Raw genomic sequence first — 23,079 nt, forward strand, 5'->3', positions numbered from 1 at the left:
GTGCGCCAACTATCTCGCCAACTCAGGGTATGCTTCCGTGTAGCGTCATCCCGCTCTAGCTTTTCAGCAGCGCCGCCACCTGCACCGCCAGATCGTCCTGGCGGAATGGCTTGGCGAGTCGCGGCAGGTCCGCTGCCACGCCCTCGGCGAGATTGGTGTAGCCGGTGACCAGTAGGATCGGCAGCGCCGGCTTCCGCTCGCGCAGCGCCGACGCCAGTTCGGCGCCGTTCATGTCGGGCATCAGATAGTCGCTCACCACCAGGTCGATGTCGTCGCGCTCATCGAACAGGCTCAGCGCCTCGGCCCCCGCCCGCGCTTCGACGACCGTGTAGCCAAGGTCGGTCAGCATATCGGTCGTGCCGGCGCGGACCAGTTCCTCGTCGTCGACCAGCAGGATCGTCGCCTCGCGGCCCGCCTTGCGCGGCGTGGCGCGGCCGCTGGCCCCGGCCGCCGCCGCCTCGTCGGACACCGGCAGCCACAGTTCGGCGATGGTGCCGACGCCCGGCGCGCTGCTCAGGCGAAGCGCGCCGCCCTGCTGTGCGGCAAAGCCATAGACCATCGACAGCCCGAGCCCCGTGCCCTTGCCGACCCCCTTCGTTGAGAAGAAGGGCTCGACCGCCCGGCGCAGCGTCTCGGCATCCATGCCGACGCCCGTGTCGGCCACGGCAATCCGCACATACCGCCCGGGCTTCAGATCGGCCTCCGCCGCGGTCACCTCGCCCTCTCGGGCGGTCAGGGTCAGGGCGCCGCCGCCCGGCATCGCGTCGCGCGCGTTGATCGACAGGTTGAGGATGGCGAGTTCGAGCTGGTTCGGGTCGACGCGCGCCGGCGCCAGCCCGTCGGGCGCCTCGATCGACACGCGCACCGTGCCGCCGAGCGAGCGGGCCAGCAGATCGTCCATGCCGGTCAGCAATTCGGCGACATCGACCGCGCGCGCCTGCAGATCCTGCCGCCGCGCGAACGCCAGCAGCCGCTGCACCAGCGTCGCCGCCCGCTCGGTCGCCTGCAGCGCCGTCTCCACCGTCCGCTGCGCCCGCACATCGTCGGGGCCGAGACGGCGGCGCAGCATGTCGAGGCTGCCCATGATCGGGGTGAGCAAATTGTTGAAGTCGTGCGCGATGCCGCCGGTCAGTTGCCCGACCGCCTCCATCTTCTGCGCCTGCCGCAGCTCGGCGGTGCGCTCCTCGACCAGCGATTGCAGCTCCAGTTCGCCCTGCTTGGCGATGGTCACGTCATAGGCGACGCCGATGAAGCCGGCATGCTCGCCGTTCGCGCCCCAACGCGGCTGCGATTCGGAGCGGATCCAGCGATACTCACCCTTGGCGTTGCGGTAGCGCGCCTCCAGCGTGAACGGCTCGAGCGCAGCCTCCTTCGCGACCTGCTCGGCATAGATGCGCGCGATGTCGTCGGGATGAATGATGTGGCGCCAGTCGAACGCCAGAGCCTCCTCGTACGGCAGCTCAAGGAAGCCGACATAGGCGCTGTTGGCGAACTCACGCTGGCGATCGAGCCGGGTGACCCACATCGGGATCGGCGCCGAATCGGCGATCAGCCGGAAGCGTGCCTCGCTCTCGCGCACCGCCGCCTCGGCGCGGCGCCGCTCGTCGAGCTCGCGTTCGAGCGACTGGTAAAGGCGCGCATTGTCGATCGCCACCGCCGCCTGCGCGGCAAGGCCGGTCAGCACGCGCTCATGGCGCTCGGCGAAGCGGCCGGGTTCGGGGTGGCCGAACAGCAGGCTGCCGATCACCTCGCCCGATCGCGACGCCACCGGTACCGCGATATAGCTGCGCACCGGCAGATGCCCCTCTGGCATGCCCTTCAGCGGCGCGTTCTGGCCGTAGCGCGGATCGACGAGGATATCGTCGGCGCGGACGATGCCCTCACCCTCGAAGCTCGGCCGGAACACCGCCGTCGGTCGCGGCATCGGGAATTTCTCGAACGCCGCCCGCTCAGCACCCGACAGCGTGTAGAGCATCATCGCTTCGCCGCTGTCGGCCAGCACATTGTAGAAGAAGGCGCCGAACTGCGCGCCGGTCAGCTCGACGCCGGCATCGGTGACGAGTTGCACGACGCGCTCGACGTCCAGCTCGGCGGCCACGGCGGCGCCAAAGCGGTTGAGCGTCTCCAGCGCCTCGGTTTCGGCATGCGTCGCCGCCTCGGCGAGCTTGCGGTCGGACACGTCGTTGAACAGCGCCGCGACGCGGTTGTCGCCGGGCTCGCCCACCGGATAGGCCTGAATATCATACCAATAGCCGAGCGCGGCCGCATGGTTCTCGACCCGCACCGGCTCGCCTGTGCGTGCCACCTGTCCGTAGACATCGAACCAATATTGCTCATGTTCGGGCACGAGATCGCGCATCCAGCGACCTTCGGCATTGTGCAGGCCGGTCAGCCGCTCGAACGCCGGATTAACCTCGATGAACCGGTAATCGACGGCCTTGTCGCCCTCGAACTTCATCTCGAAGACGCAAAAGCCCGCGTCGATCGATTCGAACAGGGATCGATATCGCGCCTCGCTGTGCCGGACCATCGCCTCGGCCATCTCGCGCGCGCTCTCGTCGCGCAGGGTCAGCACCGCGCCGATCTGCGCGCCCTTGTCGTCGAGCACCGGCCGCGCGCTGCCCACCGCCAACACTTCGGCGTCGGGCCGGCGGATCAGCCAGCGCGCCTCGCTGACCGTCTCGCCGCGCACCGCACGCGACAGCGGCAACTCCGCGGACGGATAGGGCTCGCCCTCCTCGGTGAACAGCCGATAGGTCTGTGCATAGTCGCCAGCGCCGACATGCAGTCGCGCCATGCCGTGGATGCGCGCTGCCGCATCGTTGACGAAGGTGATGCGACCCTCGGCGTCGGTGACGATCACGCCTTCCGCGAGCTGGCCGAGGATGGCGTTGCGCTCCGCCGCCTCGCCCGCCAGCGCCTGTTCGGCCGCCTTACGGTCGTGGATATCCTCGGTGGTGCCGTACCATTTGACGATGGCGGCCGCCTCGTTGCGCCGCGGATAGCCGCGTGAGTGCATCCAGCGGAAGCTACCGTCGCGCATCGCGACGCGGTGCTCGATGTCATAGGGCTGGCCGGTCGTCGTTGACGCCTGCCACGCCGCGAGCGTGCGCGCCTGATCGTCAGGGTGCAGCCCGTCGAGATAGCCGCTGCCGAGTCCGCTGGTGCCGGTCCACTCCTCCCAGCGGCTGTTCACATGGTCCAGTTGGCCGTCGGCGCCTGCCGTCCAACTGGTCTGCGGATTGAGTTCGACGGCGTGGCGGTAGTGATCCTCGCTTTCGCGCAGTGCCACCTCGTCGACGAAGCGTCCTGTAAGGTCGACCGCCATCGCGACAACGCCGGTGATTTCGTCCGCCGGATTGCGGCGCGGCGCGAAGGTCACATGCGCGTGGCGCGTACCACCCGACTTGTAGGGAATGTCGCTTTCGAAGGTGACGCGCTCGCCCTTCGCCGCGCGCTCGAACGGCGGCACGAGCTGCGCATAGGCTTCGTCTCCCAGCACCTCGCGGGCATGGCGGCCGATGACCTTGCCGTCCTCCGGCCCGAACCAGCTCTCATAGGCCTTGTTGGCGAATTCATAGTGGTGATCGAGCGACAGCACCGAGACGAGCACCGGCATGGAATCGGTGAGCGCGAACAGTTGCGCGCGGTCGACGATCGGCTTTTGCGCAAGCGCCGCCTTTGCCTCGGCGAGCTCCTGCTCCAGCCGGGCGACGCGCGCGGCGAGGTCGCGTTCCCCGCCGATCAACCCGCCATCGGTTGCCAAACGCCTCACTCCCCACCCGGGGGTCCCGCTTGCCCGCCGGCACATGCCCCAAGCAATTGATAACAGGCTTTCGGCCAAGGACAAACGGGTGCGGCATGCGCGACGCTGGCCTTGCCGAGGGCGTCATGATAACCGTTCGCAACTTTAGACGGGGGCCGCGTGACGCGCATCGATCAGCTTCCGGCGGGCATGCCCGCCATCATCACCGGCATCGACCGCGCCGCCTGCGGCGAGAATGTCTGGCGCCGCCTGCACGAGATGGGCTTCGACGAGGGCGTCGATGTCGAGGTGCTGCACAAGGCGCCGCTGGGCGATCCGATGGCGCTGCGCGTCGGCAACATGACCATTGCCATCCGCCGGGCCGAGGCCAGCCTGATCAGGGTCGACACGAACCTGCCGGCGACCGCCGCATGAGCACCGCCGTCGCCGCGCTGGTCGGCAATCCCAATGCCGGCAAGACCTCGCTGTTCAACGCGCTGACCGGCGCGCGGCAGAAGGTCGGCAACTATCCCGGCGTCACCGTCGAACGGAAGGTCGGGCCGCTGACGCTGGCCGACGGCCGCACCGTCGACATCATCGACCTGCCCGGCACCTACAGCCTCGATCCGCGCAGCCCCGACGAGGCGGTGACCCGCGACGTGGTGATGGGCCACCAGGCAGGCGAGCGCGTGCCCGAAGCGATCATCGCGGTCGTCGATGCCACCAACCTGCGCAATCACCTTCGCTTCGTGCTCGAGCTGAAGCGGCTTGGCCGGCCCATGCTGGTCGCGCTCAACATGTTCGACCTCGCCGAGCGCGACGGGCTGAAGATCGACGTCGAACATCTGTCGGCGCGCCTGGGCGTGCCCGTGGTCCCGACCGTCGCCGTCCGCCGCCGTGGCCTCGACGCGCTCGCCGCCGAGCTGGCGCCGCTGCTGGGGCAGGCGCAGGTCGTGGCGCCGCTGCCACCCGCCGACATCGTCGATCTGCAGCATGAGGCGCGCGACATGGCCAAGGCGGTGACCGTTGCGCAAGGCACTGCGCGCCGTACCACGCAGGGCATCGACCGCATCGTGCTGCACCCGGTCGCCGGCCCGATCATCCTCGCCGCCATCCTGTTCCTGATGTTCCAGTCGGTATTCGCCTGGGCCGAGGCGCCGATGACCTGGATCGAGGACGGCATCGCCGTGCTTCAGGGCTGGGCCGCCGCGGGGATTCCTGAAGGCCTGCTGCTGTCGCTGATCAACGACGGCCTGCTCGCGGGCGTCGGCGCGGTGATCGTGTTTCTGCCGCAGATCCTCATCCTGTTCGCCTTCATCATCGCGCTCGAACAGTCGGGCTACATGGTCCGCGCCGCCTTCCTCATGGACCGGCTGATGTCGCGCGTCGGATTGAACGGCCGCGCCTTCATCCCGCTGCTGTCGTCCTTCGCCTGCGCGATTCCCGGCATCATGGCGGCGCGCACCATCGACGAACCGCGCGACCGGCTGACCACCATGCTGATCGCGCCGCTGATGACCTGCTCGGCGCGCCTGCCGGTCTATGCCGTCATCATCGCCGCCTTCATTCCCGATCAGGCGGTCGGCGGCATCTTCAACCTGCAGGGCCTCGTGCTGTTCGGCCTTTACGCGTTCGGCGTGCTCGGCGCGCTAGCCGCTGCCTTCGTGTTGCGCAAGACGCTGACCAAGGGCACCAGCCAGACCTTCCTGATGGAGATGCCGAAGTATCAGGCCCCGGCGCTGCGCGACTTCACCATCGGCCTCTACCAGCGCGCCGGCGCCTTCCTGAAGCGCGCGGGTACGCTGATCATGGCGATCACCGTCGTGCTCTGGGTGCTGGTCGCCTTCCCGCAGTCGCCCGAGGGCACCGACGGCGCGACGCAGATCGACAACAGCTTCGCCGGCCGCATCGGCCACGCCATCGAGCCGATCTTCCGCCCGATCGGCTTCAACGACGAGATCGCCATCGCACTGATCCCCGGCCTCGCCGCGCGCGAGGTGGCGGTGGCGGCGCTCGGCACCGTTTACGCCATCCAGGGCGACGAGGCGGAGGTCGAGCAGTCGCTCGTCGAGCGACTGCGCGGCGCCTGGCCGCTGCCCACTGCGCTAGCCTTCCTCGCCTGGTACGTCTTCGCGCCGCAGTGCCTCGCGACCTTGGCGGTCGCGAAGCGCGAGACCAACAGCTGGAAGTGGCCGATCTTCATGTTCGTCTACCTGTTCGCGATGGCCTACATCGCCGCCGGCCTGACCTTCTGGATATCGAGCGCACTCCTCTAGATTCGCGCTTCCCTGTTCGGCCACAACCCGCCTAGGCTTGCCCGCGCAACGCTCGGGGCGATTCGGTTGCCCTGAAGACAGGCGTTCCCTATATGTTCCATGTGAAACAAGAAAGATGAAACCGCATGGCTGGAAGCGTGAACAAGGTCATCCTCGTCGGCAACCTCGGCCGCGACCCTGAATCCCGGTCGCTGCCAAGCGGCGGCAAGCTGGTCAACCTCAACGTCGCGACATCGGAAACCTGGCGCGACAAGAACTCGGGCGAGCGCAAGGACAAGACCGAGTGGCACCGCGTGGTGATCTTCGACGAGAATCTGGCGCGCGTGGCCGAACAATATCTGCGCAAGGGCTCGAAGGTGTATCTCGAAGGCCAGCTGCAGACCCGCAAATGGCAGGACCAGTCGGGCGCCGACAAATATTCGACCGAGGTCGTGCTGCAGCGCTTCAACAGCGCGCTGGTGCTCCTCGACGCGCGCGGTGAAGGCGGCGGCGGTGGCGGCGGCAACGACTTCGGCGCCGACGACTTCGGTGGCGGCGGCGGCGGCAGCCGTGGCGGCTACGGCGGCGGCGGTGGTGGCGGCGGCGGCTATGGTGGTGGCGGAGGCGGAAACGACTTCGGCGGCGGCAACCGCGGCGGCGGCGCGGCCAAGAAGCCCGCGGGCGGCTCGTTCGACGACGATCTCGACGACGACGTGCCATTCTGAGCCGTCAGGCCTGAATGAAAAAGGGCGCCGGAGCGATCCGGCGCCCTTTTTCTTTGTTCCCTTCATTGTCACCCCCGCGCAGGCGGGGGGCCATACTCCGAAGCGTCGGCGGCAATGGATCCCCGCCTTCGCGGGGATGACGATAAGAGAGAACTATCTGAACGCCGGCTCGTCGAACGCGCGCAGCTTGCGGCTGTGCAGGCGCGAGCCGTGCTGGCGCAGCACGTCGCAGGTGGCGATGCCGATCTGGATATGCTCGGAGATCGCCCGTTCGTAGAAGCGGTTGGCCTGCCCCGGCAGCTTGATCTCGCCGTGGAGCGGCTTGTCCGACACGCAGAGCAAGGTCCCGTAGGGCACGCGGAAGCGATAGCCCTGCGCGGCGATCGTCGCCGATTCCATGTCGATGGCGACCGCGCGCGACTGGTTGAAGCGCAGCGCGGAGAGCGCGTAGCGCAGCTCCCAGTTGCGGTCGTCGGTGGTGACCACGGTGCCGGTGCGCAGGCGGCGCTTCAGCGCGTCGCGATCCTCGCCGGTGACGATCTCGGCGGCCTGGCTCATCGCCTGCTGTACTTCGGCGAGCGCCGGGATCGGGATTTCCGGCGGCAGCACCTCGTCGAGGACATGGTCGTCGCGCAGATAGGCATGCGCCAGCACATAATCGCCGATCTTCTGCGACGGGCGCAGGCCGCCGCAGTGGCCGATCATCAGCCACGCCTCGGGACGCAGCACCGCCAGATGGTCGGTGATCGTCTTGGCGTTCGACGGGCCGACGCCGATGTTGACCAGGGTGATCCCCTGCCCGCCCGGCGCGATCAGATGATAGGCGGGCATCTGGTGCCGCCGCCATGCGCCCTCGGCCACCGCGCGCTCGGGGTCGGCGGTCTCGGGCGTGATGTAGACGCCGCCGGCACCCGACAGCGCCTCATAGGGGCCGCCGGCACGAAGCTGCGCGCAGCCCCAGCGCACGAACTCGTCGACGTAGCGATGGTAGTTGGTGAACAGGATGTACTTCTGGATGTGCCCCGGCGGCGTGCCGGTGTAGTGGCGCAACCGGGCGAGGCTGAAGTCGACGCGCAGGCCGTCGAACAGCGCCAGCGGCCGCGCCGCGCCCGGCGGGGTGCGCCAGACGCCGTCGGCGATCTCGTCGCCGATCGAGGCCAGCTCGGTCGCCGGAAAGATTGACGCCAGCTCGCTCGCCCCGTCGAACTGCGGATCGGTCGATCCGTCGAGCACATAGGGGAAGGGAATTTCCTGGCGGCTCGATCCGACGGACACCTCGGCGCCGAAGTCGTCGATCAGCAGGCCGATCTGCTCGGTCAGATATTCGCGGAACATCTCCGGCTGGGTGACGGTGGTGGCATAGTCGCCCGGCGCGGTCAGGCGGCCATAGGCGCGCGCCAGCTGCGGGCGCGGCCCGTCGCCGGCATAATGGACGCGCAGCTCAGGATAGGCGAACAGGCCCTCGGCCCGCTGCTGCGGATCGGGGCGCGCGCCGCGGTCGGAGTAAGCGCGCAGGGCGTTGCGCAGCGCGAGGACCGACTGGTCATACCGGCGCTGCAGTTCATCGACGATGTGGGAAGCTTGGCTAGACATGGCCTCGAATAATCACCGGATGTGACCAGAGCAAGGCAAGCCCCATTTAGTCCGAACCGCTGCCCTTCAGCACGCTGAACGGGTTGTTCGAGGTCTTCTCGGCCGCTGCCCGCGCCGCCGCCTCTTCCTCGCTTAGCAGCCGCTGGCGCGCGGTCGCCAGCACCTCGTCGGACGCGCGCGGATAGGGATCGAGCGCGAGGCCGAAGGTCTGCGCCGCCGCCTCGCCAAGGTCGACCGCGCCGTCTTCCAGGGGCAGCACGTCGAGATCGCCCTCGCCCAGTTCGATTTCCTCATCGGGCTTCGGCTCGGTCGCATGCGCGGCGAACAGCAGGTCGACCGGCTCGTCGATCGCCATCGGCACCGGCTCCGCCGACACCACGCACAGCTGCGCGCCCTCGGCGATAACCCGCCCCTTCACGCGAATGCCCGCCGCCTCGCGCCGCACGCTCAGTTCGCCGCGCAGGCTGTCGAGCGAGGCGAGTGCGAAGCGCGCGACCAGCGCCGCGCGCTCGGCTGCCGACGCCTCGATCCACTCCGCCTTGGCGACGCCGCCGATCTCCGACAGCCGGACCAGCCGCGAGAATTCAGGTGTCACCGCGGGATCTCTCCATCGAGCAGCCGGTCGAGCGGCACGCCGTCGATCACCCGGTTGAGGTCGACGACCTCGGCCGCCGCCCACGCCAGCGCGTCACCGTCGACGGGCGCGCCGCGATAGAGGTTTCGCGCCAGCGCGTCGGCCAGCACTTCGTTGCCGGCGAACGCGGCGCGATACGCGCCGAGGCGGCCTTCGAGCGCGCCCATCATCTTGCCGATATGCTTGCCGACAACGAGGTCGCCGACACCGATCTCGCGCAGGCTGCCATCCATGTCGGCGACGAAGCGCTCGGTCAGGCTGACGAGGTTCTGCTCCTGCCCCGGCGCCGATTCGAGGCGGATGAGCACGAGGCTCAGCACAAGCGCCACCATGTCGAACCGGCCGTCCAGCGTGTCGGGCACGGTACCGGCGGTATACCAGCGCGGCTCGCGCGCGACCGCGACGACGCTGCGGTAGAGCGCGTCCATCGGCGGCGGCGCCGGGTGGCGATTGAAGAGGCGGTCGAACAGATTGAAGGCCATCGCTGCTCCCTGCGGCGCTCGCGCCGCTTGTGCGGTCCCGGCTATTCCGCATATTGAGGCGCGTAAAGCGGCTTTCAACGATGCCGCGGTGGGAGCGGTTCGAATGCGTAAGCTGGTGATGGTCTCGATGCTGATCGGCTTGGGCGTGCTGCCCGCCTGCACCCGCACGACCAACACGATGGGCTATATCGTCGACGAGGTTCTCGTCGCCGAGGTGAAGCCGGGCATCGACAATCGCGCCTCGGTCGAAAAGGCGCTCGGCAAACCGTCGATCGCCGGCCAGTGGGACGACAAGACCTGGTACTATGTCTCGCGCAACACCAAGCAGACCGCCTTCCTGATGCCGAAGCCGACCGAGCAGAGCATCATCGCGGTCAGCTTCGACGCGAAGGGCAATGTCGCCAGCGTCAATCGTCGCGGGCTGGAGCAGGTCGCCAACGTCGATCCGGTCAACGACAAGACGCCGACGCTCGGTCGCGAAACGGGTGTGCTCGAGGATCTGTTCGGCAACATCGGCCGCTTCGGATCGGCCGGCAGCGCCGGCGGGCCGCCGCAATAACGCCTAGCTGAAGCGCCCCGGCGCATAGGCCGTCGCATCGGTCGACGGCACGTCCCCCAGCAGCAGTGCCGCTGCCAGCTTTCCGGCAGCCGGCGCCGTCTGGATGCCGAAGCCGCCCTGCCCCACGCACCAGAAGAAGCCGGGTACCACCGGGTCGTAGCCGTAGACCGGCGCGCGGTCGGGCGCGAAGGTGCGGATGCCCGCCCAGGCGCGCTGCAGCCGCTTCACCTGCCAGGTCGTCGCCGTCTCCAGCCGGTCGATGGCCAGCGCCACGTCATATTCCTCGGGCTGCACATCGGCGGGCTCGCAGGAGATCTCATCGTGCGGGCTCGCCCAGAGACGGCCGGCGTCGGGCTTGAAGTAGAAGCTGCCGTCGGCGCCGATCACCAGCGGCAGGTCGGCGGGCGCCTCGGGCGCCACCTCGACCACCGCCACCGTGCGCCGCAGCGGCATCAGCCCGACCGGCTTCGCGCCCGCCATCGCCGCGATCACATCGCCCCAGGCGCCCGCGGCGTCGACGACGATATCGGCGGTGACCTCGCCCACAGTGGTCTCGATCCGCCAGCGCTCGCCCTGTCGCGTCAGCGCCGTCACCCGCGCATCGGTCAGCAGCTTGGCCCCGCCGCGCCGCGCCTGCGCGAGGAAACCCTGGTGCAGCGCCGCCACGTCGATGTCGCGGCAATCGGCCTCCCACAGCGCCCCCGCCAGCCATTCAGGGCGAAGCTGCGGCCAGCGCGCCGCGACCGTCGAGCCGTCGAGCCGCTCGATTACCACGCCGGTGTCGGCGAACTCGCGCGCCAGCGCGTCGAGCTCGCCAAGCGACGCTTCATTGGCGATGTGCAGCCCGCCGCGCGGCGTCAGCAGCGCCGCATCGGCAAAGCCCGCCGGCGGCGCCTCGAAGAAGTCCTTCGATCCCGTCGTCAGCGGCTGGATCACCGGCCCGCCATAGGTTTCGGCATAGAAGGCCGCCGACCGGCCGGTGGTGTGATAGCCGGGGTGCGACTCGCCTTCGATGATCGTCACCCGCGCGCGGTCGCCCAGGAAATAGGCGACGCTCGCCCCCGCGATGCCCGCGCCGATAATCGCGACTTCAGGGGTCATGCCGCCGCCTTCAGGAAATTGACGATCCGCGCCTGCGTCTCGTCCCGGATGGAATCCACCTCGCGCAGCAGTTCGTGCCGCCCGTCGGGAATGATGTGCAGCGTCGCGTTGGGCAAGCGCTCGGCGGCCCGATGCACCGCCGCCACGTCGACCAGCCCCTCGCGCGCGCCCATCAGGATGAGCAGCGGCGTCTTCACCGTTTCCAGTGCGCCGGGCGCGAACAACGTGTCGATCGAGGCGAGCGCGCTCGACAGCCACCCAAAGCTGATCCCGCCGATCGCGAGGTCGGGGTCGCCGTCGATCCACCAGCGCTCGTCACCGAAGCGCTCGGGCGACCCGGTGAGCAGCGCCTGCCGCTCCGGCCGCTGCTGCCACGCGCCATAGGGCCGCTGCGCCAGGGCGAAGCGCCCGCCCCAGCCGATGCCGGTCGCGCGGTCGGCCAGCCAGCGCATCACCCGCGGCGCCACGCCGACGGCACGGATGCCGACCATCGGCGCCAGCAGCACGCCGCGCTGGAGCGGGCTCCTGCCGCGCGCAAGATGCCGCAAGGTCAGGTGCCCGCCCATCGAATGACCGACAACGAAATGCGGCGCCGGCATCGTCGCGACGAACCAGGCCACCACCGCGTCGAGATCGTCGGTCCAGCGGTTGAAGTCGCCATGGCCGACCGACGGCGCGACGCCGGTACGGCCCGACAGCCCCTGCCCGCGCCAGTCGAAGGTCGCGACGCCGAACCCCGCGTCGCGCCACGCCCAATAGGCCTCGCCATATTTCTCGATGAAATCGGCGCGACCGCCGACGAACAGGATCGACCCCGCGTCGCCCCCCGCCCAGTGCACGGTGCGCAGCGGCCAGCCGTCGACGGCGAGCGTATCCCGGATCGGATCGGGCGGCAGCGTGCGGCGGCGGGAAAGCGGGTCGGCGGACACGGCCGTTGGTTACGCTTTCTTCAACCATGCCGTCTAGCGTGCGCCGCGATGGTCGACTGGGTCTCTTGGGGAAGCCTTGCGACGCTGGCGCTGTTGCTGATCGTGGCAGCGGTCGGCGACGTGCGCCGTTTCACCATTCCCAATTGGCTGTGCCTTGCCGTTGCGCTGCTGAGCCTGCCTTACTGGTGGGCCTCGGGCGCGGCCTTCTGGCCCGGCTTTCTCTGGCAGGCCGGATTCGCCGTCGCGGTGTTCGCGGGGCTCGCCGCGCTATTCGCGATCGGGGTGATGGGCGGCGGCGACGTGAAGCTGCTCGCGGCGCTCGCCCTGTGGTTTCCGCCGCGCGCCTATCTCGAACTGATGATGCTCGTCGCCGTTGCCGGCGGCCTCCTCACCCTCGCGCTGCTGGTGCGTCACCGCGTCGCCCGCGCCGAGGGGCGGCCGGAGATTCCCTACGGCCTCGCCATCGCCGCCGGCGCCTTCCTCATCCTCGCCGAACCACTTGTTAAACAATTCCCGGCATAGCGGACCCTTGGGGATGCGTTTGAGGTGCTTGGGGTCATGGATGTCCGTAAGCTGATTCTGCTGGTCGGCGCGCTGCTTGTCGCCGGCGTCACCGCCTTCATGGCGCGCAGCATGTTTTCGGGTGGCGGGGCCGCAGTCGCGGCGCCGGCGCCCGTCGAGCCGATCGGCAACGAGGTGCTGGTCGCCGCGAAGCCGCTGCCGCTCGGTACCATCATCGTCGCCGACATGCTGGTGTTCCAGCCGTGGCCGAAGGACATGGTCGAGAAGGCCTATTTCCTCAAAGGAACCGTCGATCCGGCGACGCTGGTCGGCAAGGTCGTGCGCCACACCGTCATGGCCGGCCAGCCGGTGGCGCACGGCGCGCTGATCGGCCCCGGCGAGAACGGCTTCCTCGCCGCCGCGCTCGGACCCGGCATGCGCGCCACCACCATCTCGCTGTCGGATACCAGCGGCATCGCCGGCTTCCTGTTTCCGGGCGACCGCGTCGATGTGATCCTGACGCAAGAAGTCAGCGGCGACGGCCCGTCGCTGCGCACCTCGGAAACCATCGTGCGCAATTTGCGCGTGCTCGCCGTCGACCAGCGCATGGACGACACCAGCACCGAGGCGAAGGTCGGCCGCACCGCGACGCTCGAAGTGACGCCGAAGCTCGCCGAGAAGATCACGGTGGCGGAGAAGATCGGCACGCTGTCGCTGAGCCTGCGCTCGATCGCCGACAACGCCGCCGAGCTGGAGCGCGCCATCGCCGCGGGCGAGGTGAACGTCGACGGCAACGACGCCGCCGCCGACCGCGCGCTCGAACTGGCGGTCGCGCGCATGCCGTCCGACGTGAACCCGACCTACACTACCGGCGGCGAGGTCTCGCGTTTCCAGCGGTCCTCGATGCCGTCGTCGAAGAGCAGCGACGACGGCGGCGACAAGCCGGCGCCTGCCGTTGCCGCCGCGCGGCCCGCCGGGCCGGTCGTCCGCGTCGCGCGCGGCAAGGACGTTTCGACCGTTTCGGTAGGGGGCCGATGATGAAGCACAATCTGTTGCGCGCCGGCGTGCTCGCCGCCGGCCTCGTGCTCGCCGATCCGTCAGCGGTGGCGCAGACCGGCCCGGTCATTCAGGAAGCCGAAAGCGGCATCGCGCTCGGCGTCGGCAAGGGCACGCTCGTCCGCCTGCCCCGCGCCGTTACCGATGTGTTCGTCGCCAACGACAAGATCGCCGATGTGCAGGTGAAGTCGTCGACTCACATCTACGTGTTCGGGATCAGCGGCGGCGAGACCTCGCTCTACGCCACCGACGCCGGCGGCAAGGTGGTCTATTCGGCCAACGTCCGCGTCGCGCAGAACATCGACCAGATCAAATCGATGCTGGGCATGACCATGCCCGCCGCCGCGATCGAGGTGACCCCGATGAACGGCCTGGTGCTGCTGACCGGCACCGTCGCCAACCCGAGCGAGGTCGAGGAAGCCACACGACTGACGCAGGCCTTCGTCGGCGAGAAGACCACCGTCGTCACCAAGCTGAAGACCGCGATGCCGGTGCAGGTGAACCTGCAGGTGAAGATCGCCGAGGTCAGCCGCGGGCTGTTAAAGGAGCTCGGCGTCAACCTGCTGTCGCGCGACATCGGCAGCGGCTTCGGCTTCGGTATCAGCCGCGGGCGCAACATCGGCACGATCGCGCCGACCGACTTCTCGCGCTTCCCGAAGGTCGATGCGTCGGGGCTGTACGGCCTGCCGGCCAACTCGCTGTCGCTGCCCTTCGACCCCGCGACGGGACAATTTCTCGTCGGCGGCACCAGCTACAACTTCGTCAACCCGGCGACCGCCAACACCACCTTCAACCTCGCGGGCAAGCTGTTCGGCCTCGACCTTGCCGCCGCCATCGATGCGCTGGAGCAGGACGGCGTGGTGAGCGTGCTCGCCGAGCCGAACCTCACCGCGCTGTCGGGCGAGACGGCGAGCTTCCTCGCCGGCGGCGAATTCCCGATCCCGACGCTCGACACCAACGGCGGCGTCGATATCCAGTTCAAGGAATATGGCGTCGGCCTCGCCTTCACGCCAACCGTGCTCGACGGCAACCGCATCTCGATGCGCGTCCGCCCGGAAGTGTCGGAGCTGACCGACGACGGTGCGGTGCGCCTCAACAACTTCGTCATCCCGGCGCTGACCACGCGCCGCGCCGAGACGACGGTCGAGCTCGGCTCCGGCCAGAGCTTCATGATCGCCGGGCTGCTGCGCAACCGCACCAACACCTCGACCGACAAGACGCCGCTGCTCGGCGACCTGCCGATCATCGGCGCGCTGTTCAAGTCGGACCGCTTCCAGCGCAACGAGACCGAGCTGGTCATCGTCATCACCCCCTATCTGGTGAAGCCGATGAACGCCGCGCAGGTCCGCCTGCCGACTGACGGCTACCAGGCCCCGACCGATCTGCAGCGCTGGCTGCTCGGCAAGACCTTCGACGGCAAGAGCGCCAATACCCGCCCGCAGCCGACGGTCGTGGAGCCCGCCAGGGCCGCGCCGGCCGCCGCCGCGCCCGTTCCCGCCACCCCTGCGCAGCCCGCCCCCGGCTTCGCGCTCAACTGAGGAGCCGCCCGATGCGTATCGCCCTGCTGATCCCGCTCGCGCTTCTCGCCGCCTGCATGCCCGACAATCGCTCGGTCAATACGATGAAGGCGCCCGAGATCGCGCGCAGCAGCTTCGCCTTCGACGTGCGATTCTCGGACACCGACTCGCTGCCCGCCGATCAGGCCGCCGCGCTCGAACAATGGCTTGGCGCGGTCGGCGTCGCATATGGCGACCGGATCGGCGTCGATGATCCGATCGCCGCCGGGGCTGTCAGCCGCCGCGCCGCCATCGCCGGCGTCGTCGCGCGCTTCGGCCTGCTCGTGCAGGATACCGCCCCCGTCACCGCCGCGCTGCCGGCCGGAACGGCGCGCGTCGTCATCACCCGCACGCAGGTCAGCGTGCCCGACTGCCCCGACTGGCGGCGGCCGTCGAACCCGACGACCGGTAATTCGAGCATGAGCAACTATGGCTGCGCCTCGGTCAGCAATCTCGCGGCGATGATCGCCGACCCGAACGACCTGATCGACGGCCAGACCTACACCGGCGCGGACGGCCACACGACGTCGAAGGCGATCAACGTCTATCGCGAGCGCAAGCCGACGGGCACGGGCAAGCTGCCCAAGTCCGACATCGCGACCACCGGCAACTAGGGGAGACGGACATGAACGCCCCCTGGAATCCCAACAAGCGCTCGGGCGGCCTCGCGCTGCGCGAGCCCTTCGCCGCCTTTGTCTGCGACGACGCCACTGCCGAGGCGATCCGCCCCGTCGTGGCCGAGGTCGGCTGGCCGGCGGACAAGATCAACAAGGGCGGGGTGCGCAACGCCGTGCAGGCGCTGTCGGTCTCCGCCGGCCCGCAGATATTGTTCGTCGATCTCGGCGATTCGAGCGATCCGCTGAACGACATCAACGCGCTCGCCGAGGTGTGCGAGCCGGGGACGATCGTCATCGCCGCCGGCCTCGTCAACGACGTGCGCCTCTACCGCGACCTGATCGCGTCAGGCCTGCAGGATTATCTGCTCAAACCGCTCGATCCCGCAGCGGTGCGCGAGTCACTGCTCAATGCGCAAGGAGCGCTGGCCGGCCCGAAGGCCGCTGATGTCGCCGGTGCCGACAAGCCGCGGCTGACGGTGGCGGTGATCGGCGCGCGCGGCGGCGTCGGCGCGACCTCGCTCGCCACCTCGCTCGCCTGGATGCTCGCGGAGCGCCAGCAGCGCTCGACCGCGCTGCTCGACCTCGACGTGCATTTCGGCACCGGCGCGCTCGCCTTTGATCTCGAACCGGGGCGCGGCCTTACCGACGCGCTGGAAAACCCCAGCCGCATCGACGGTCTGTTCATCGAACGCGCCATCGTCCGTGCCACCGAGCGGCTGGCGGTGCTGTCGGCCGAAGCGCCGATCGCCCAGCCGCTGATGGTCGACGGCTCGGCGCTGTTCCATTTGCAGGAGGAGATGCGCGGTGCGTTCGAAGGCGTCGTCGTCGATCTGCCGCGCACGCTCGCCGTGCAGCATCCGCATCTCGTCGGCGAGGTGCAGCAGGTGATCGTCGTCACCGAACAGTCGCTGGCCGCGACCCGCGACACTATCCGCCTGCTCGGCTGGCTGAAGAGCCAGGCGCCGAACGCGCGCGTCACCATCGTCGTTAACAAGCTGCTCACCGCGCCGGCGCCCGAGGTGTCGCGCAAGGATTTCGAGACCTCGATCGAGCGCAGGATCGACGTGGTCATTCCCTATGACGCCAAGCTCGCGGTCAGCGCGGCGCGGCAGGGCAAATGCCTCGCCGCCGTCGCCAAGGGAAGCAAGCTCAGCGCCCCGTTCGACCAGCTGTCGGCGCTCGCCACCAGCGACTTCGAGGCGGACGCTGGCCACAGTGGGCCGAAGAAGTCGCTGATCGACAAGTTCAACCTGAAGGGCCTGCTGTCCAAGGGCAGCTGACGGCCCAGTGAGTGTGCGTAGATGGCTGTGATCGGGTTCGGCAAACGCAGCGGATTGACCCCGCCCTCGACGGCGAGCTTCGGCTCGGCGCAGACGGCGCGGCGTCCGCTCGTCAACGAGCCGGTGACCCCGGAAGGGCGGCTGAGCGCCTCGATGTCGGCCGAGGCCGCCGGCTGTATCGCCGAAATTCACGCGGTAATCGCGCCGGAGTTGCTCAACCTCTTCCCGAATAGCAGCCGTACCCAGACGCGGGGTGAGTTGGCCGCCCAGATGGAGCAGATGGTCCGCCGCGTGGCGCGCGATCTCGGGCTCATGGTCGACGAGGGCAGCGTCCGTGACACCGTCACCGTCCTGCTCAACGAACTTGTCGCCGCCTTCGGCGGGCTCGAGCCCGACCCCCTCGGCGAGGCCGCGGCGCGGACGCAGCGCGCCGCGGCGCTTAGCAAGAACAGCGTCGTTACCGCCAAGGAGCGTGTCCACCCGCTGCTGATGGAGCGCATCGACGCCTCGGTGATGGCGGAGATGAGCCGCGGCGAGCTCGCCGAGCAGGTGTCGGAGGTCGTCTCCGAAATCCTCGTGTCGGAGAAGATTCACCTCAACCAGAGCGAGCAGCGCGACCTCGTCACGCTGCTGTTGAACGACATGCTCGGCCTCGGCCCGCTCGAGCCGCTGCTCGCCGACGAGGCGATCACCGAGATCATGGTCAATGGCTACAAGACGGTGTTCATCGAGCGGAAGGGCAAGATCACGCTCTCCGATGTCACCTTCCGCGACGAGCAGCATCTGCTCAACATCGCGCAGCGCATCGTCTCGGCGGTCGGCCGCCGCGTCGATGAAAGCTCGCCGATCTGCGACGCGCGTCTTTTGGACGGCAGCCGCGTCAACGTCATCATCCCGCCGCTCGCCATCGACGGCTCGACGATCACCATCCGCAAATTTTCGAAGTCGAAGCTGACCTTGGAGAAGATGCTCGAATTCGGCTCGCTGACGCCGAAGATGTGCAAGCTGCTCAACATCGCCGGCCGCTGCCGGATGAACATCATCATCTCGGGCGGCACCGGCTCGGGCAAGACCACGCTGCTCAACGCGATCAGCCGCAACATCGACCCCGACGAGCGCGTCGTCACCATCGAGGACGCCGCCGAGCTTCAGCTTCAGCAGCCGCACGTCGTCCGCCTCGAAACCCGCCCGGCGAACCTTGAAGGCAACGGCCAGGTCAACATGCGCGACCTCGTCAAGAACGCGCTGCGCATGCGCCCCGACCGCATCATCCTCGGCGAGGTGCGCGGCCCCGAGGCGTTCGACCTCTTGGCCGCGATGAATACCGGCCACGACGGCTCGCTCGGCACCTTGCACGCCAACCGCCCGCGTGAGGCGCTGACCCGTGTCGAGAACATGATCAACATGGCGGGCCTAAACCTACCGGCGAAGGCGATCCGCCAGCAGATTTCCGACGCGGTGAACATGATCATCCAGATCAGCCGCATGCGCGACGGCAAGCGCCGCATCACCTACATCTCGGAGATCGTCGGCATGGAAGGTGACGTCATCACCATGCAAGACCTCTACACCTACCGCTACGACGGCGAGGACGAGGGCGGAAACCTGCGCGGCGAGCATGTCTCGTCGGGCCTGCGCCCCGCCTTCTACGAGCGTGCCGAATATTATGGCCTCGGCCGCGCGCTCATGGAGTGCATGTGACCGACCTTGGCTTCCTGATGCTGTTCGTCGGCCTGTCGCTGACCCTGGGCTTGGGCGTTTTCGCCTTCGCCGGTGACGGCAGCGCCAAGAAGGCGTCGAAGCGGCTCGAAGCCCTGCGCGAGCGCCATTCCGGATCGCGCGAGATGCTGGCGCGCGCGCAGATGAAGCGGCTGATCGCCCAGCGCGACAACAAGCTCGACAGCGTCGTCGGCCAGTTCATCCCCCGCCCCGCCGAGCTGCGCGCGCGGCTGGAGCGCAGCGGCAAGAGCTGGACGCTCGGCCAATATGCGCTCGCCTGCGCCGGCACTTTCACCGGCGCCGCGCTGGTGCTGATCAGCGCCGGCGCCCCGCCGCTGCTCGCGCTGCTCGTCGGCAGCTTCCTCGGCATCGGCCTGCCGCACGCGGTGGTCGGCTTCCTGATCAAGCGCCGCGTCGCCGCCTTCACCACGCGTTTCCCCGACGCCATCGACCTGCTCGTCCGCGGCCTGCGCTCGGGCCTGCCCGTTTCCGAATCGCTGGGCGTCGTCGGCAAGGAGATCGCCGAGCCGGTCGGCAGCGAATTCCGCATCGTCGCCGACAAGATCCGCATCGGCCGCACGATGGAGGTGGCGCTGCACGAGATGGCGGCGCGCATGAATACGCCCGAGTTCCAGTTCTTCGTCATCACCCTGTCGATCCAGCGCGAGACCGGCGGCAACCTCGCCGAAACCTTGGCGAACCTTGGCGAAGTGTTGCGCAAGCGCGCGCAGATGAAGCTGAAGATCAACGCGATGTCGTCCGAATCGAAGGCGTCGGCCTACATCGTCGGCTCGCTGCCCTTCGCGGTGTTCGGCCTCGTGTGGATGGCGAACAAGAATTACCTGATGCCCTTCTTCGAGGATCAGCGGCTGATGATCGCCGGCACCATCGGCTTCGTCTGGATGTCGATCGGCGCCTTCATCATGTCGAAGATGGTGAGGTTCGAGATCTGATGGGCGAGGAAGAGATGACCGTCCTCGGCCTCGCGCCGACGGATATCGCCACGCTGCTGGCGGCCTTCGCGACATTGGCGGTGATGGTCGCCGTCTGGGCGGCGACGACGGTGCGCGACCCGATGCGCGGCCGGGTGAAGGCGCTGCAGGAGCGGCGCGAGCAGCTGAAGGCCGGCATCACCGCCTCGCGCAGGCGCAGCAGCGTCACGGCCAAGGCCGAGGCGACCGACGTCATGCGTACCGTACTGAAAAAGCTGGCGGTGCTGCAGGACGAGCAGACGCAGGCGGCGGCGACCAAGCTGGCGCAGGCCGGCATCCGATCGAAGGACGCGATCGTGGCGCTGCTGTTCGCGCGGTTGACGATGCCGCTGTTTCTCGGCGGCGGCATGGTACTCGCCGTCTATGTCTTCCACCTGTTCGACAGCTATTCGAACTTCACCCAGATGCTGATCGCCGCGGGCTCGCTGTTCGGGTCGTACAAGGCCCCCGACCTGTTCGTGCAAAACCTCGTGTCGAAGCGGTCGGAGGCGATCCGCAAGGGCCTGCCCGATGCGCTCGACCTGCTGGTGATCTGCGCCGAGGCCGGCCTCACCGTCGATGCCGCCTTCAGCCGCGTCGCGCGCGAACTGGGCGCCGGCTACCCCGAGCTCGGCGACGAGTTCGCGCTGACCTCGATCGAGCTCGGCTTCCTCACCGACCGGCGGCAGGCATTCGACAATCTCTCGCAGCGCGTCGCATTGGAAAGCATCCGCGGCGTCGTCACCACGATGGTGCAGACCGAGAAGTACGGCACGCCGCTGGCGAGCGCGCTGCGCGTGCTTTCTGCCGAATTCCGCAACGAGCGGATGATGCGCGCCGAGGAAAAGGCCGCGCGGCTGCCCGCGATCATGACGGTGCCGCTGATCCTGTTCATCCTGCCGGTGCTGTTCATCGTGATCTTGGGGCCAGCCGCCTGCTCGATCTCCGACTCGCTGTAAGGCACCGACCAAGTCCCTCTCCCGCTTGCGGGAGAGGCTAGGTGAGGGTGTGCGAGCGCCAACGAGCTTTCGGCGCCGGTGGTGAAGCGTTGAGGGCGGAACACCCTCACCCTCCCACCGCTTCGCGGCGGGCCCCTCCCTCTCCCGCAAGCGGGCGAGGGGGCGTCAGGCGGGCTTGCTGACCAGGCTGAACCGCTTCAACTGCTTCTGCGGCTCGGCCCATCCGGGCTTCAGCGCCGCCGCCTGGCGATAATCGTCATAGGCGGCGCGTGTGCGGCCCAAGGCCTCGTTGGCGACGCCGCGCGTGTAATAGGCGACCTCGGGGCGGACGGGATTGAGGTCGAGCCCCTGGCTGAGGAAATTGACCGCCTCGCCGTCGCGGCCGCCGACATGCACCAGCGCGATGCCCTTGTTCACATAGGCCTCGGCGAGGTCGGTCTTCAGCCGGATCGCCGCCTCATAGTCGGCGATCGCCGCAGCATGTTCCTTCTTCCGCATATAGAGGATGCCGCGGTTGACGAGGGTGGCGGCGCGGTCGCGGACGCTCAGCGCCTGCTCGCTCAGCGCGCGGTCGCAATTCTCGAAGGCCTCGTCGCTGGCCCGGCCCGACTCGGCGAGCTCGTAGCAGACGCGCGAAAAGCCCGCGCCGATGATGCTCACGGCGCCATGCGCGGTATCCGGAATGAAAAACCCAACAGCGATAAGGGCGCCGGCCAGCAGCTTGTGCGTGGACATGGCAGTCTCCTTCCCCAAGGAGCGGCCATCATAGCATCGATCGGGAGTCGGCGCCTCAGGCGATGATGTCGGGCAGCAGCTGGTCGTTGAGCTGGCGGATATCGTCCTTCAGCTTCAGCTTGCGCTTCTTCAGCCGGGCAAGCTGGATCTGGTCGTGGCCGGGCAGCGAGCGCAACGCCTCGATCGCCGCGTCGAGGTCGCGATGCTCCTCGGTCAGCGCCTCGAGGCGGCTCAGCAATTCCTTGTCGTCCACCACCGGCAACTCGCGACTCAGTTTGGGTGGCCGAGTCGTAGCACAGCGCGACTCGCGCGTAAGTGGCCAGCAGCGCCGCCGGGCGAATACGCCGCGCCGCCGCCTCCACAGCTAGCGGCCATTTCGTATCGGGAACGCTACGTCTTGTGGTGAAACAAGTTGGTCGCAAATTCGGCTGACGACCCCGGAAAGCTGTGATCTACTCGACCATCCCGATTGCCGAGGGCCTGCGTTCTACGCATCCGATGCTGGGACAGCCTTCGGCGACCGACCTTTAACGAAGGAAGGATACGGACCCATGGCTACCGCACATCTCGACGCTCTCGCCTCCAGGCACGCTACGCTGGAGAGCACGATCTTCAACGAGATGCAGCGACCCATGCCCGACTCGTTCCGCCTCGCGCAGTGGAAGAAGGAAAAGCTGCGGCTGAAGGAACAGATCGAGCGCGAAGGCACCCATTAGCCGTCGCGCACATCGCAAGAGAAAGGGCCGGGAGCGATGCTCCCGGCCCTTTCCTTTTCAGCTCGATCCGTTCGTTAGAAGCGGAACGAGATACCCGCCAGCACCTGCTGCGGATTGTAGCTGCCGTCGAAGTCCTTGTAGCGGTACTCGACGCGCGCCGAGGTGCTCGGGCTCAGCGCATATTCGACGCCCGCGCCATAGACCGCGCCATCCGCCCAATCCTTGTCGCTGAACGAATTGGCCGGGGTCACCGAATCGGTCACGCTGACCTGGATACGCTCGGCACCATAGCCGACGCGGCCATAGACCAGCGCGCGGTCACCGGCGACGAAGCCGGCGCGGCCCGAGAACATATAGTTCCAGTCAGGATTGACCGCAGCGGTGATGCCCGGCGCCAGGGTCTGGCGGAGCGTGCGGCCGCCCGCGCCGATCTCCGCTTCGCCACCGAGGACGAAGCCGGTGCCGACCGGCGCATCGAAGCCGAAATAGGCGCCATAGTCGAAGCTGCTGCGATCGCGGTCGAACGCCGCGACACCGGGAATGCCGAAATCTTCATCGATGGAGCGCTGGCCCCAGCCGATCTGGCCGCCGACGTAAGGACCGGTGAAGCTGTCGCCCACATCCTGCGCCATGGCCGGCGCGGTAACGGGAAGCAACGCGAGGGCCGCGGCAGCAACGAAATACTTGGTGTTCATTCCCAACTCCTTCTTACTCGGACGAACGCCCTCAAGACGCCATGACATCCTGAAAGTTCCTGCCAGCACCACCCAAGGGGGGTGAGATGGTGCCGGAAAGTCACAGACCGCAATCGGGGAGGATGTTGCGGCCGTGGACGATGATTTCGCGCCCGCAACGTGAACCGATACTTAATGAAAAGTGGCTTCAATTTGGATGCTTGGCGCCGCATTTCGTTCATCTTCGGTTCAGCGCGCAAACATCTTTCAAA

The 23,079-nt window shown here is 68.2% G+C and carries 22 protein-coding genes; 13 read left to right on the forward strand and 9 right to left on the reverse strand.

The genetic code is table 11. The features are described from left to right. Window positions 1-55: 55 nt before the first annotated feature. Window positions 56-3,766 (reverse strand): PAS domain S-box protein, encoded by a 3,711-nt coding sequence (locus tag ACFOMD_RS05190; protein ID WP_380857908.1) that lies wholly within the window; start codon window positions 3,764-3,766, stop codon window positions 56-58. Between the two features lie 159 nt (window positions 3,767-3,925). On the opposite strand from ACFOMD_RS05190, the gene ACFOMD_RS05195 reads away from it, so the two are divergent. The 3 genes from ACFOMD_RS05195 to ssb all read left to right on the forward strand — a co-directional run bounded on the left by ACFOMD_RS05195 (window position 3,926) and on the right by ssb (window position 6,725). Beyond that, entirely contained in the window at window positions 3,926-4,180 is a 255-nt protein-coding gene (locus tag ACFOMD_RS05195) for a FeoA family protein (protein ID WP_380857911.1), read from the forward strand. Beyond that, entirely contained in the window at window positions 4,177-6,021 is a 1,845-nt protein-coding gene (gene feoB, locus ACFOMD_RS05200) for a ferrous iron transporter B (RefSeq protein ID WP_380857913.1), read from the forward strand. The genes ACFOMD_RS05195 and feoB overlap by 4 nt, the downstream gene beginning before the upstream one ends. Before the next feature lie 125 nt (window positions 6,022-6,146). Continuing rightward, on the forward strand, window positions 6,147-6,725 hold the full coding sequence (ssb, locus tag ACFOMD_RS05205; protein WP_380857916.1) for a single-stranded DNA-binding protein: 579 nt from the start codon (window positions 6,147-6,149) through the stop codon (window positions 6,723-6,725). 153 nt (window positions 6,726-6,878) lie between these two features. Here ssb and ACFOMD_RS05210 read toward each other — a convergent pair whose 3' ends face one another. Genes ACFOMD_RS05210 through ACFOMD_RS05220 form a run of 3 tightly spaced genes read right to left on the reverse strand, consistent with a single transcriptional unit; the run spans window position 6,879 to window position 9,434 of the window. Then, window positions 6,879-8,318: an AMP nucleosidase gene (locus ACFOMD_RS05210; protein WP_380857919.1), complete on the reverse strand. Its 1,440-nt coding sequence runs from the start codon at window positions 8,316-8,318 to the stop codon at window positions 6,879-6,881. 46 nt (window positions 8,319-8,364) lie between these two features. Then, window positions 8,365-8,913 carry a YceD family protein gene (locus ACFOMD_RS05215; protein WP_380857922.1) on the reverse strand — a complete coding sequence of 183 codons (549 nt, stop codon included), beginning with the start codon at window positions 8,911-8,913 and terminating at the stop codon, window positions 8,365-8,367. Beyond that, a complete protein-coding gene (locus tag ACFOMD_RS05220; RefSeq protein WP_380857925.1) occupies window positions 8,910-9,434 on the reverse strand; it encodes a ubiquinol-cytochrome C chaperone family protein in 525 nt (174 codons plus the stop codon). Before ACFOMD_RS05220 ends, ACFOMD_RS05215 begins: the two co-directional genes overlap by 4 nt. 103 nt (window positions 9,435-9,537) lie before the next feature. Here ACFOMD_RS05220 and ACFOMD_RS05225 point away from each other — a divergent pair, with 103 nt between their 5' ends. Continuing rightward, window positions 9,538-9,993, forward strand: a complete 456-nt coding sequence (locus ACFOMD_RS05225) for an outer membrane protein assembly factor BamE (protein WP_380857928.1) — start codon at window positions 9,538-9,540, stop codon at window positions 9,991-9,993. Window positions 9,994-9,996: 3 nt separating this feature from the next. Here the strand turns inward: ACFOMD_RS05225 and ACFOMD_RS05230 are convergent, their stop codons facing one another. Continuing rightward, on the reverse strand, window positions 9,997-11,094 hold the full coding sequence (locus ACFOMD_RS05230; RefSeq protein WP_380857931.1) for an NAD(P)/FAD-dependent oxidoreductase: 1,098 nt from the start codon (window positions 11,092-11,094) through the stop codon (window positions 9,997-9,999). Beyond that, window positions 11,091-12,023, reverse strand: a complete 933-nt coding sequence (locus ACFOMD_RS05235) for an alpha/beta fold hydrolase (RefSeq protein WP_380857934.1) — start codon at window positions 12,021-12,023, stop codon at window positions 11,091-11,093. Before ACFOMD_RS05235 ends, ACFOMD_RS05230 begins: the two co-directional genes overlap by 4 nt. Window positions 12,024-12,071: 48 nt before the next feature. Between ACFOMD_RS05235 and ACFOMD_RS05240 the strand changes: the two genes are divergently transcribed. The 8 genes from ACFOMD_RS05240 to ACFOMD_RS05275 are packed head-to-tail and all read left to right on the forward strand — an operon-like array spanning window position 12,072 to window position 20,682. Beyond that, complete coding sequence (locus ACFOMD_RS05240; RefSeq protein ID WP_380857937.1) at window positions 12,072-12,545, forward strand: A24 family peptidase; 474 nt, start codon at window positions 12,072-12,074, stop codon at window positions 12,543-12,545. A gap of 36 nt (window positions 12,546-12,581) precedes the next feature. Beyond that, window positions 12,582-13,562: a Flp pilus assembly protein CpaB gene (gene cpaB / locus ACFOMD_RS05245; RefSeq protein WP_380857940.1), complete on the forward strand. Its 981-nt coding sequence runs from the start codon at window positions 12,582-12,584 to the stop codon at window positions 13,560-13,562. Then, a complete protein-coding gene (locus ACFOMD_RS05250) occupies window positions 13,562-15,118 on the forward strand; it encodes a type II and III secretion system protein family protein (protein ID WP_380857943.1) in 1,557 nt (518 codons plus the stop codon). Before cpaB ends, ACFOMD_RS05250 begins: the two co-directional genes overlap by 1 nt. An 11-nt stretch (window positions 15,119-15,129) precedes the next feature. Beyond that, window positions 15,130-15,750 (forward strand): CpaD family pilus assembly protein, encoded by a 621-nt coding sequence (locus ACFOMD_RS05255; RefSeq protein WP_380857946.1) that lies wholly within the window; start codon window positions 15,130-15,132, stop codon window positions 15,748-15,750. Window positions 15,751-15,761: 11 nt separating this feature from the next. Then, window positions 15,762-17,033, forward strand: a complete 1,272-nt coding sequence (locus tag ACFOMD_RS05260; protein WP_380857949.1) for an AAA family ATPase — start codon at window positions 15,762-15,764, stop codon at window positions 17,031-17,033. 21 nt (window positions 17,034-17,054) lie between these two features. Continuing rightward, the gene (locus ACFOMD_RS05265) at window positions 17,055-18,734 is read left to right on the forward strand and encodes a CpaF family protein (protein WP_380857952.1); all 1,680 of its coding nucleotides are present in this window, start codon (window positions 17,055-17,057) and stop codon (window positions 18,732-18,734) included. 17 nt (window positions 18,735-18,751) lie between these two features. Continuing rightward, window positions 18,752-19,705 (forward strand): type II secretion system F family protein, encoded by a 954-nt coding sequence (locus ACFOMD_RS05270; RefSeq protein ID WP_380859564.1) that lies wholly within the window; start codon window positions 18,752-18,754, stop codon window positions 19,703-19,705. Further along, entirely contained in the window at window positions 19,705-20,682 is a 978-nt protein-coding gene (locus ACFOMD_RS05275) for a type II secretion system F family protein (RefSeq protein WP_380857955.1), read from the forward strand. Before ACFOMD_RS05270 ends, ACFOMD_RS05275 begins: the two co-directional genes overlap by 1 nt. A gap of 165 nt (window positions 20,683-20,847) precedes the next feature. On the opposite strand, the gene ACFOMD_RS05280 is transcribed toward ACFOMD_RS05275, so the two are convergent. Both ACFOMD_RS05280 and ACFOMD_RS05285 read right to left on the reverse strand, forming a co-directional pair. Beyond that, complete coding sequence (locus tag ACFOMD_RS05280) at window positions 20,848-21,417, reverse strand: hypothetical protein (RefSeq protein ID WP_380857958.1); 570 nt, start codon at window positions 21,415-21,417, stop codon at window positions 20,848-20,850. Window positions 21,418-21,472: 55 nt separating this feature from the next. After that, window positions 21,473-21,670 carry a YdcH family protein gene (locus tag ACFOMD_RS05285; protein ID WP_380857961.1) on the reverse strand — a complete coding sequence of 66 codons (198 nt, stop codon included), beginning with the start codon at window positions 21,668-21,670 and terminating at the stop codon, window positions 21,473-21,475. Between the two features lie 298 nt (window positions 21,671-21,968). Here ACFOMD_RS05285 and ACFOMD_RS05290 point away from each other — a divergent pair, with 298 nt between their 5' ends. Continuing rightward, entirely contained in the window at window positions 21,969-22,133 is a 165-nt protein-coding gene (locus tag ACFOMD_RS05290) for a YdcH family protein (RefSeq protein ID WP_380857964.1), read from the forward strand. 74 nt (window positions 22,134-22,207) lie between these two features. Here the strand turns inward: ACFOMD_RS05290 and ACFOMD_RS05295 are convergent, their stop codons facing one another. Then, a complete protein-coding gene (locus ACFOMD_RS05295) occupies window positions 22,208-22,828 on the reverse strand; it encodes an outer membrane protein (protein ID WP_380857967.1) in 621 nt (206 codons plus the stop codon). Window positions 22,829-23,079: the final 251 nt, after the last annotated feature.

Source organism: Sphingoaurantiacus capsulatus (assembly GCF_042648405.1).
GTDB classification, from domain to species: domain Bacteria; phylum Pseudomonadota; class Alphaproteobacteria; order Sphingomonadales; family Sphingomonadaceae; genus Sphingoaurantiacus; species Sphingoaurantiacus capsulatus.

Coding starts and splice junctions, on each gene's coding strand:
- feoB (WP_380857913.1), top strand. CDS start 4,177: ATGAGCACCGCCGTCGCCGCGCTGGTCGGCAATCCCAATGCCGGCAAG.
- ssb (WP_380857916.1), top strand. CDS start 6,147: ATGGCTGGAAGCGTGAACAAGGTCATCCTCGTCGGCAACCTCGGCCGC.
- ACFOMD_RS05210 (WP_380857919.1), bottom strand. CDS start 8,318: ATGTCTAGCCAAGCTTCCCACATCGTCGATGAACTGCAGCGCCGGTAT.
- ACFOMD_RS05220 (WP_380857925.1), bottom strand. CDS start 9,434: ATGGCCTTCAATCTGTTCGACCGCCTCTTCAATCGCCACCCGGCGCCG.
- ACFOMD_RS05225 (WP_380857928.1), top strand. CDS start 9,538: ATGCGTAAGCTGGTGATGGTCTCGATGCTGATCGGCTTGGGCGTGCTG.
- ACFOMD_RS05230 (WP_380857931.1), bottom strand. CDS start 11,094: ATGACCCCTGAAGTCGCGATTATCGGCGCGGGCATCGCGGGGGCGAGC.
- ACFOMD_RS05240 (WP_380857937.1), top strand. CDS start 12,072: ATGGTCGACTGGGTCTCTTGGGGAAGCCTTGCGACGCTGGCGCTGTTG.
- cpaB (WP_380857940.1), top strand. CDS start 12,582: ATGGATGTCCGTAAGCTGATTCTGCTGGTCGGCGCGCTGCTTGTCGCC.
- ACFOMD_RS05250 (WP_380857943.1), top strand. CDS start 13,562: ATGAAGCACAATCTGTTGCGCGCCGGCGTGCTCGCCGCCGGCCTCGTG.
- ACFOMD_RS05255 (WP_380857946.1), top strand. CDS start 15,130: ATGCGTATCGCCCTGCTGATCCCGCTCGCGCTTCTCGCCGCCTGCATG.
- ACFOMD_RS05260 (WP_380857949.1), top strand. CDS start 15,762: ATGAACGCCCCCTGGAATCCCAACAAGCGCTCGGGCGGCCTCGCGCTG.
- ACFOMD_RS05265 (WP_380857952.1), top strand. CDS start 17,055: ATGGCTGTGATCGGGTTCGGCAAACGCAGCGGATTGACCCCGCCCTCG.
- ACFOMD_RS05270 (WP_380859564.1), top strand. CDS start 18,752: ATGCTGTTCGTCGGCCTGTCGCTGACCCTGGGCTTGGGCGTTTTCGCC.
- ACFOMD_RS05275 (WP_380857955.1), top strand. CDS start 19,705: ATGGGCGAGGAAGAGATGACCGTCCTCGGCCTCGCGCCGACGGATATC.
- ACFOMD_RS05280 (WP_380857958.1), bottom strand. CDS start 21,417: ATGTCCACGCACAAGCTGCTGGCCGGCGCCCTTATCGCTGTTGGGTTT.
- ACFOMD_RS05290 (WP_380857964.1), top strand. CDS start 21,969: ATGGCTACCGCACATCTCGACGCTCTCGCCTCCAGGCACGCTACGCTG.
- ACFOMD_RS05295 (WP_380857967.1), bottom strand. CDS start 22,828: ATGAACACCAAGTATTTCGTTGCTGCCGCGGCCCTCGCGTTGCTTCCC.